Origin of the sequence: Streptomyces roseus (genome assembly GCF_001044425.1) — a bacterium.
GTDB lineage: Bacteria > Actinomycetota > Actinomycetes > Streptomycetales > Streptomycetaceae > Streptomyces > Streptomyces roseus.
This window is the reverse complement of the sequence record NZ_LFML01000012.1, coordinates 67,157-75,569: the sequence shown is the minus strand read 5'-3', so window position 1 is coordinate 75,569 and position 8,413 is coordinate 67,157. Positions and strand designations below refer to the sequence as shown.

General features: G+C 73.0%; 8 protein-coding genes. 7 read left to right on the top strand and 1 reads right to left on the bottom strand.

Going from position 1 to position 8,413, the window contains the following annotated elements; all coding sequences use genetic code 11:
• Positions 1-25 precede the first annotated feature (25 nt).
• A complete protein-coding gene (locus ACS04_RS03165) occupies positions 26-508 on the bottom strand; it encodes an HIT family protein (protein WP_048474919.1) in 483 nt (160 codons plus the stop codon).
• 211 nt (positions 509-719) lie between these two features.
• Between ACS04_RS03165 and ACS04_RS03160 the strand changes: the two genes are divergently transcribed.
• From ACS04_RS03160 to ACS04_RS03130, 7 genes are all read left to right on the top strand, one after another.
• Complete coding sequence (locus tag ACS04_RS03160) at positions 720-1,751, top strand: alpha/beta hydrolase (protein WP_078864386.1); 1,032 nt, start codon at positions 720-722, stop codon at positions 1,749-1,751.
• The gene (locus ACS04_RS03155; RefSeq protein WP_048474905.1) at positions 1,744-2,934 is read left to right on the top strand and encodes an acyltransferase family protein; all 1,191 of its coding nucleotides are present in this window, start codon (positions 1,744-1,746) and stop codon (positions 2,932-2,934) included. Before ACS04_RS03160 ends, ACS04_RS03155 begins: the two co-directional genes overlap by 8 nt.
• Positions 2,935-2,944: 10 nt before the next feature.
• Complete coding sequence (locus tag ACS04_RS03150; protein WP_245236261.1) at positions 2,945-4,276, top strand: sensor histidine kinase; 1,332 nt, start codon at positions 2,945-2,947, stop codon at positions 4,274-4,276.
• Positions 4,273-4,953 (top strand): response regulator, encoded by a 681-nt coding sequence (locus ACS04_RS03145; RefSeq protein WP_048474904.1) that lies wholly within the window; start codon positions 4,273-4,275, stop codon positions 4,951-4,953. The genes ACS04_RS03150 and ACS04_RS03145 overlap by 4 nt, the downstream gene beginning before the upstream one ends.
• 87 nt (positions 4,954-5,040) lie before the next feature.
• Positions 5,041-6,393 (top strand): sensor histidine kinase, encoded by a 1,353-nt coding sequence (locus tag ACS04_RS03140; protein WP_048474903.1) that lies wholly within the window; start codon positions 5,041-5,043, stop codon positions 6,391-6,393.
• Entirely contained in the window at positions 6,390-7,049 is a 660-nt protein-coding gene (locus tag ACS04_RS03135) for a response regulator (RefSeq protein WP_048474902.1), read from the top strand. The genes ACS04_RS03140 and ACS04_RS03135 overlap by 4 nt, the downstream gene beginning before the upstream one ends.
• A 136-nt stretch (positions 7,050-7,185) precedes the next feature.
• On the top strand, positions 7,186-8,382 hold the full coding sequence (locus ACS04_RS03130) for a cytochrome P450 (RefSeq protein ID WP_048474916.1): 1,197 nt from the start codon (positions 7,186-7,188) through the stop codon (positions 8,380-8,382).
• Positions 8,383-8,413 lie beyond the last annotated feature (31 nt).

Below are 8,413 nucleotides of genomic sequence, written 5' to 3'. Positions count from 1 at the left end.
GCCGGGGGCCGGGGGGGCGCGGGGCCTACTCGGCCGCGAGCCCGTCCAGCTCCTCCCCGATGGCGGTGCGCAGGCCGTCGTGCCGGGGGCCCAGGGCGTGGCGGTCGCCCCGCCAGTACTCCTCCCGCTCGTACCGCCACACCGGCATGCGGACCAGTTCCGGGGGTTCCCAGTCGTAGCGGGGCCAGATGTGGGCGTGCAGGTACGGGTCGGTGTTGCCCAGGATCTCGATGTTCACCCGGCGGAAGGCCGGGTCGAGCCGCCGGCAGGCGCGCTCGACGGCCTCGGCGAGCCGCTCCATGCCGGCGAGGTACGCCGTCCGGCGCGCCCGCGGCAGGTCCGAGAGCCGGGTCACTGACGGGTCGTCCGTCAGCAGGACCGCGTACCCGGGGAGGAACTGCCGGTCCCCGATCACGGCGAAACCCTGGTCAAGGCGGCGCAGCACGGTCGGGTTCTCGCCCCGGTGCGCGCTGCCTATGCGGTCGTTGCGCCAGTCTCCGTCGGTCATCCCGGAACCGTAGTCCACCGCCCGGGGATCCGCCCGGGGGATGGCGGGCCTCTGCGGGTGTGGCTCTCAGGTCTGCCCCGTCATACCTGAGAGCCACGTGGAAAGGGGGCTCTGCAGCGGGACGCGGACGACGCCCCTCAATTCCTAACTTCGGAACCGGAGAAGACGCGAGCCGGCGCCTTCGGACCGAGCGAAGGAAAAGGGACCCGCCATGACCCGCGCCGCAGGACGCCCCGTACGACGACGACACCGACGACCCGAGGGAGGTCCCGAACAACGCCCCGTCGAACGGCGGCGCGGGCGCCTGCGGCGCACCCTGCTGGCCGGGCTCGTCGCCGCGGCCGTCGTGCTGCCGGTGTCCGCCGCCGCCTCACCCGACGTCCCCGCCCCGGCGCCGGCCGCGGTCGCCGAGGGCGCCGCGCTCCCCGACCGGTACGGGGCCAACCGCGCCAACCTCGCGGAGGCGGCCGCCATGGCGCGGGAGGCCGGGCGCACCGGGCGCGCGGCGAAGCTGGAGGCCATGGGAGCGGCGGGCACCGCCCGGTTCCTCGCCTTCGACGGCCGCGGCCAGGGGCGGGCCGTGGAGGTGCTCGGCGATCTTGAGAGCGCCGACCGGATAGCCGTGCTGGTGCCCGGCTCCGACACCACGCTGGACACCTACCAGAGGTTCCGCGCCGGCGCCCTCGCCCTGCAACAGCGCCTCCTGGCCGGGCATCCCCGCTCGGCCGTGGTCGCCTGGCTCGGGTACGACACCCCCGGCACGGTCAGCCCGACCGTACTGAGCGCCGACCGGGCGGATGCGGCTGCCGCCGAACTGGGCCCCTTCCTCGACCGCTTGGGGCGCACGGCCGCGCCCGGCGCCCGGCTGTCCCTGCTCTGCCACTCGTACGGGAGCGTGGTCTGCGCCCGGACCGCCACCGGCCCCGCCGTCACGGACATGGCCCTGTTCGGCAGCCCCGGCACCGGCGCAGGTTCCGCCGCCGAGCTGCCGACCGGGGCCCGGGTCTGGGCCGGGCGCGGCGGGGCCGACTGGATCGGCCGTGTCCCCCATGTCCGCCTCGGCGGCCTCGGCTTCGGCACCGACCCCGTCGACCCCGCCTTCGGGGCGCGGCCCTTCACGGCCGGCCCCGGCGGGCACAGCGACTACCTCAGGCCCGGCACCGCGTCCCTCGACAGCCTGGCCCGCATCGTCCTCGGCACCACCCCCGCCGTCCCGACCACCCCGGAGGTCCCCCATGCGTAAGGTGCGCGCCCGCTGGTCCGTCCTCGCGGACCGCATCGACGGCGGCACTCCCGCCGACCGGGACCGGACCGTGGACGCCCTGCGGGCCTTCGCCATCCTCGGCGTGGTGCTGGGCCACTGGCTGGTGACCGCTCTGACCACCGCCGACGGGGGCCTGAGCAACACCAGTCCGCTGGCCCACCTGCCCCGACTGGCGCCGGTGTCCTGGGTGTTCCAGACGCTGGCCGTGTTCTTCCTGGTCGGCGGGCATGTAGCCGCCCGCGGGTACGCCGGGGCGCGCGAGCGCGGGGTGTCGTACGGGGTGTGGGTCGGACAGCGGCTGTCGCGGCTGTTCCGGCCGGTCGCCGCGGTGCTCGCCATGTGGACGGTGGCGGCGGCCGGGATGCTGCTCGGCGGGGCGGAGCCGGACACCGTCCGGACGCTGGTGAAACTCGTCCTCTCCCCGCTCTGGTTCCTCCTCGTCTTCGGCGTGCTCACCGCCGCCACACCGCTCGTGGCGCGGCTCAGCCCGCTGTGGCCTGCGGCCGTGGTGGCCGGTGTGGACGTGTGGCGGTTCGGTCTCGGCGGGCCGGAGTGGATCGGCTGGGTCAATGTGGCCGCCGGCTGGCTCGTCCCCTACACCCTGGGCGCCGCCTGGTCCCGCGGGGCGTTCGGCCGGCGCACCCCGGCCGCCCTGCTGCTCGTCGCCGGCGCCGCCGCGACCGCCGGGCTGGTCCTGTGGGGCGGGTATCCGGCCTCCATGGTCGGGGTCCCCGGGGCCCCGATATCGAACCTGAACCCGCCGACGCTGGCCGCCGTCGCGTTCGGCCTGGCCCAGTGCGGGCTGGCCCTGCTGCTCCGTGGTCCACTGGGGCGGGTCATGCGGCGGCCCCGGGTCTGGGCGAAGGTCGCGCTGGTGAACCTGTCCGCGATGACGATCTTCCTGTGGCACCAGACCGCGATGATGGCCGTGACCGCCCTGGGGTTGCTGGCCCCCGCCGACCTGCCCGGACTGCACACCGTGCCCGACTCCCCGCAGTGGATGGCGGCCCGGCTGCTGTGGCTGCCGGTGTTCGGGGCGGCGCTGGGCGTCTGCTGGGCGGCGTTCCGTACGTACGAGCAGGACGGGCGGCCGAAGCGCGGCCGGCCCTCCCGGGCGCTTTCCCTGCGGGGGCCCGAAGAAGTGGCGGCGGCCCATGCCTAGGGTGGGCGGCGTGACCGAGCAGAGCGAACAGCCCGCCGTGGATGGGGAAGTGGCCCCCGTCAGGGCTCCCGCGCCCCGGGCCCGGATCCTGCTGACCCTGGCCCAGGAGCTGCTCACCGTCGAGCGGGACCCGCTGCCCCGGATGTCCCGGCCCCGCTGGCTGGCCCGGCTGCCGCACGCAGTGGTCATCTATGCCGCGGTCTTCTTCGGGTTCCTCACCGCGCAGCAGATGGGCGAGCACTACGACGACTACGGGGGCATCCCGCTGCTGGCTGGGCTGCTGACCGGCACGTCCATCGTCATCGCGATGTTCCGTCCGATCGGCGGATGGTGGTTCGGCCTGCTGGCCGCGGGCGTGACCGCCTGGTCGGTCCGGGACAACGTCGGCCTCGGCCAGACCTGGCCCTGGATACCTTCCGGGCTCTTCGCGTTCGCGCCCGTCCTGCTGCTGGTGGCCCTGCGCGTGCCGCCCCGGCTGACCGTCGCCGCGGCCACCGTCCCCGTCGCGCTGACCGGCCTGGCCGAGCTGGTGTCCAAGCCGGAGCACAGCCAGACCAGCGTCCTGGCCGCGTTGTTCGTGTTCGGCTTCGTCGGCCTGCTCGGGTACGCCCTGCGGGCCACCCGCCTGGCCCGCGGCAAGCTCGTCGAACAGGAGACGATCACCGAGGAGGAGCGGGCCCGGCGCACCCTGCTGGAGGAGCGCAGCCGCATCGCCCGCGAGCTGCACGACGTCGTCGCCCACCACATGTCGGTGATCTCCATCCAGGCGCAGGTCGCCCCGCACCTGGTGGAGAACCCCTCCGAAGAGCTCAGGGAGAACCTGGCGGGCATCCGGGAGAACGCACTGGAGGCCCTGACGGAATTGCGCCGCGTACTGGGCGTGTTGCGCTCCGAGCAGCCGGACGATCCCGCGAACCCGCACCATCCGCAGCCCACCCTCGCCGAGCTGGAGGGCCTCGTGGACAACGTGCGCGGCGCCGGACTGGTCGTCACCACCGAGATCGCCGGCATCCGGCGGCCCCTCACCCCGGGCGTCGAGCTCACCGCGTACCGGATCGTGCAGGAGGCGCTGAGCAACTGCCTGCGCCACGCCCCCGGATCGCGGGTGGAGGTCGGCATCGCCTACGGGCCGCGCGAACTGCACCTGTGCATCGCCAACAGCGCGCCGACGCGGCCGGCCCCGCCCTCGCACGGCGCCGGACACGGTCTCCTCGGGATGCGGGAGCGGGCGGGCATGCTGGGGGGCGAGCTCGCCGCCGGCCCGCGCCCGGGTGGCGGGTACGAGGTGAGCGCCGTGCTCCCGATGGACCCCGAGACGAAAAGGACTGACGAGGACGCATGAGCACTCCGGCCGCCCCGATCAAGGTGATGATCGCCGACGACCAGATGATGGTCCGGCAGGGCTTCACCGTCCTCCTCGACGCCCAGCCCGACATCGAGGTCGTCGGCCAGGCCGTGGACGGGGCCGACGCGGTGGCGAAGGTCGCCGCGTACGGACCGGACGTGGTCCTGATGGACATCCGCATGCCCGGGATGGGTGGCATCGAGGCCACCTCCGTCATCACGGCCGCCCCCGGGTCCACCGTCAAGGTGCTCGTGCTGACCACCTTCGACCTCGACGAGTACGTGTACGAGGCGCTGCGCGCCGGAGCCTCCGGGTTCCTGCTGAAGGACGCGTCGGCCGACCAGCTCGCCGAGGCGGTGCGGGTGGTGGCGGCCGGTGAGGCGCTGCTCTCGCCGAACATCACCAAGCGGCTGATCACGGAGTTCTCCCGGCTGGGGGCTCCGCGGGCACCCTCGAAGGCGCGGATCGACGAGCTCACCGAGCGGGAGACCGAGGTGCTGTCGCTGATCGCGCAGGGCCTGTCCAACGCGGAGATCGCCGCGCACCTGGTGGTGGCCGAGCAGACCGTGAAGACGCATGTGGGGCGGATCCTGGTGAAGCTCGGACTGCGGGACCGCACCCAGGCCGCGGTGTTCGCGTACGACACGGGTCTGGTCCGTCCGACGGGCTACTGAGTGCCCCGGGTAGTACCTGAGAGGGAGGCCCGGATATCCCCTTCAGCGGCGACGCGGACGAGGGAACGGCCGACCTACGGTGTGGGTATGAGCGAGACGACCTCCCGGGCGAATCCCCGGACACCCGAGATCCGGATGGCCTCCGGCCTGTTCCGGAGCCTGCGCCAGGATCTGACCAAGGACGCCTTCGCCTACCGGCCGCTGGCGCCGATGCGCACCGACGGGCCCGTGGTGCGTCGGCTCCCCGGGCGGATACGACCGCACTTGGCGTATGTCCCGCACGCGGTCGTGGGGTTCGTCGCGTTCTTCGTGGTGATGCTGACCGCGACGACCAGCGGGGAGTACGTCGTACCCAGCAGCTCCCTCATCATGGGGCTGATCGCGGCCACACCGGTGCTGATGACCCTGGTGCGGCCCGTGGGCGCGTTCTGGGCGGCCCTGATCGCCGCCGGAGTGCTCATGGTGGTCGGCTCCGGCATGAATGACGTGTGGCCCGGGTCGCCGGGCGCCTTCGTCTCCTACCTCGCGACGGCGACCTTCGCCGCGATGCGGACCAGGCCCCGGGCGGCCGTCTGGATGTGGCTGATCACCCTGGGGGCCGGGATCGTGATACCGGTGGGCCTCGGCCGGGGGGAGCCCGTCGAGATCGTGCCGATGGCCTTTCTCCTGGCGGTCGCGCTGCTGGTGGTGACGGTTCGCAACATACGCAGGACAGCGGAGCAGGAGGTCACCGCGCAGCAGGAGGTCACGGCCGTCGAGCGGGACCGGCGGACCCTGCTGGAGGAGCGGACGACGATCGCGCGGGAGCTGCACGACGTGGTGGCCCACCACATGTCGGTGGTGGCGATCCAGGCGGAGGCCGCGCCGTACCGGGTGAAGAACCCGCCGCCGGAGCTGGAGGCGGCGTTCGCCACCATCCGGGAGAACGCGGTGGCGGCGCTGACGGAGCTGCGCCGGGTGCTCGGTGTGGTGCGCTCCGCCGACTACGAGGCGCCGGACGCTCCGCAGCCGACGCTGGCCTCGCTGGACGGGCTGCTGGCCAATGTGCGCGAGGCGGGGCTGAGCGTGGAGAAGACGGTGACGGGTGCGGTGCGCGAACTGCCGCCGGGCGTGGAGCTGTCGGCGTACCGGATCATCCAGGAGGCGCTGAGCAACAGCCTGCGTCACGCCCCGGGGGCGGCGGCTTCGGTCGAAGTGTCGTACGTACTGGGCGGGCTGGGGATACGGGTGGTCAACGCGGCGGCGACCGGGGACGTGCGGCCCTCGCCGGGCGCCGGGCACGGGATCACCGGGATGCGGGAGCGGGTGGCCATGCTGGAGGGAGAGATGACGGCCGGGAAGACCGCGGCGGGCGGGTACGAGGTGGCGGTGTTCATACCGGTGCGCGGCCGCCAGGACGCGGCGCCCGGGCAGCCGCAGGGGTCGGGGCAGGCGTCATGACGATCAGGGTGCTGATCGTCGACGACCAGATGATGGTCCGGGAGGGCTTCTCCGTCCTGCTGAACGCGATGGAGGGCATCGAGGTGGTCGGCGAGGCGGTGGACGGTCGCGAGGCCATCGCCAAGGTGGCGGCGCTGCGGCCGGACGTGGTGCTGATGGACATCCGGATGCCCGTGATGAACGGGCTGGAGGCGACGCGGGAGATCGTGGCCTCGGACACCGACGCCAAGGTGCTGGTCCTGACGACCTTCGACCTCGACGAGTACGTGTACCAGGCCCTGCGGGCCGGGGCCTCCGGGTTCCTGCTCAAGGACGCCTCGGCCCGGCAACTGGCCGACGGGGTCCGGGTGGTGGCCTCCGGTGAGGCGCTGCTGGCGCCGTCGGTCACCAAGCGGCTGATCCTGGAGTTCTCGAAGCTGTCGACCCCGCCGAAGCCGGCGGACCCTGCGGGGGTCGGGGAGTTGACCGAGCGCGAGACGGAGGTGCTGGTACTGATCGCGCAGGGTCTGTCCAATGCGGAGATCGCGGACCGGCTCATCGTCGCGGAGTCCACGATCAAGACGCATGTGAGCCGGATCCTGGTGAAGCTGGGCCTGCGCGACCGGACCCAGGCCGCGGTGTTCGCGTACGAGACCCGCCTGGTGACCCCGGCGTAGCGGGGGTGCCGCTCCGGCGGCGGTCACGGCGTCGCCGAAGGAGTGGTTCCTCGGGTTGCCGATCGTCAGCCGCTTCACCTGGACGCGGAGTTCGGTGCCCGGGTTCCCGATCGCGTGGTTCTTCTACAGTGAAGGGATGGGCTTTGATCCGTGGGACCCCGGGTTCGTCGCCGATCCTTACCCCGCCTACCGCGAATTGCGGGAGCAGGGACGGGCACTGTGGTGGGAGGCCACCGGGCAGTGGCTCGTACCGCACTACTCCGACGTGAGCGCCCTGCTGCGCGACCGCCGGCTGGGGCGGACCTACCTGCACCGCTTCTCGCACGAGGAGTTCGGCCGCGAGGCGCCGCCGCCGGGCCACGAACCCTTCCACGTCCTCAACGACCACGGCCTCCTGGACCTGGAGGATCCCGCCCACGCGCGCGTACGGCGGCTGGTGTCCAAGGCGTTCACCCCGCGCACCGTCGAGCAGCTCGCGCCCGCCGTGGACCGGATGGCCCGGGAGCTGGTCGGGCAGCTCCTCTCGGACGGGGGCGGGGACCTGCTCACCGTCGTCGCCGAACCGCTGCCCGTCGCGGTGATCGCCGAACTGCTCGGGATCCCGGAGTCGGACCGGGCCCTGCTGCGGCCCTGGTCGGCCGACATCTGCGGAATGTACGAGCTCCGCCCGGACGAGGAGACCGCGCGGCGCGCGGTCCAGGCGAGCCTGGAGTTCAGCGCCTACCTGCGCGAACTGATCGCCGAGCGGCGCAAGGAGCCCGGCGGGGATTTGATCTCCGCTCTGATCGCCGCCCACGACGACGAGGGCCGGCTCAGCGAGCAGGAAATGATCTCCACCTGCGTCCTGCTGCTCAACGCAGGTCACGAGGCCACCGTGAACACCACCGTCAACGGCTGGTGGTCCCTCTTCCGCCACCCCGAACAGCTCGCCTCGCTCGACCGCGAAAAGTTGTCCACAGCTGTGGATGAACTGATGCGCTACGACACACCCCTCCAGCTGTTCGAGCGCTGGGTGCTCGACGACATCCGGATCGGCGACACCGTCATCCCGCGCGGAGCCGAGGTCGCGCTGCTCTTCGGGGCGGCGAACCGGGACCCCGCCCGCTTCGAGCGGCCCGACGCCCTGGACCTCGTACGGGCCGACAATCCGCACCTCAGCTTCGGCGCGGGGATCCACTACTGCCTGGGCGCACCGCTCGCACGCCGGGAGCTGACCGCCTCGTTCGGGGCCCTGCTGGCGGACGGCGTCCCGCCCCTGAAGCTCGTACGGGAGCCTCGGTGGCGGGACGGGTACGTCATCCGCGGTCTGGACGAACTCCTCGTGCAGTTCTGATTGTTGGGTGCGGTTCTGACCGTTTGGCGCC

Excerpts from the sequence above, each read along its gene's own strand:
- ACS04_RS03165 (WP_048474919.1), bottom strand. The coding sequence starts at position 508 with ATGACCGACGGAGACTGGCGCAACGACCGCATAGGCAGCGCGCACCGG.
- ACS04_RS03160 (WP_078864386.1), top strand. The coding sequence starts at position 720 with ATGACCCGCGCCGCAGGACGCCCCGTACGACGACGACACCGACGACCC.
- ACS04_RS03155 (WP_048474905.1), top strand. The coding sequence starts at position 1,744 with ATGCGTAAGGTGCGCGCCCGCTGGTCCGTCCTCGCGGACCGCATCGAC.
- ACS04_RS03145 (WP_048474904.1), top strand. The coding sequence starts at position 4,273 with ATGAGCACTCCGGCCGCCCCGATCAAGGTGATGATCGCCGACGACCAG.
- ACS04_RS03140 (WP_048474903.1), top strand. The coding sequence starts at position 5,041 with ATGAGCGAGACGACCTCCCGGGCGAATCCCCGGACACCCGAGATCCGG.
- ACS04_RS03135 (WP_048474902.1), top strand. The coding sequence starts at position 6,390 with ATGACGATCAGGGTGCTGATCGTCGACGACCAGATGATGGTCCGGGAG.
- ACS04_RS03130 (WP_048474916.1), top strand. The coding sequence starts at position 7,186 with ATGGGCTTTGATCCGTGGGACCCCGGGTTCGTCGCCGATCCTTACCCC.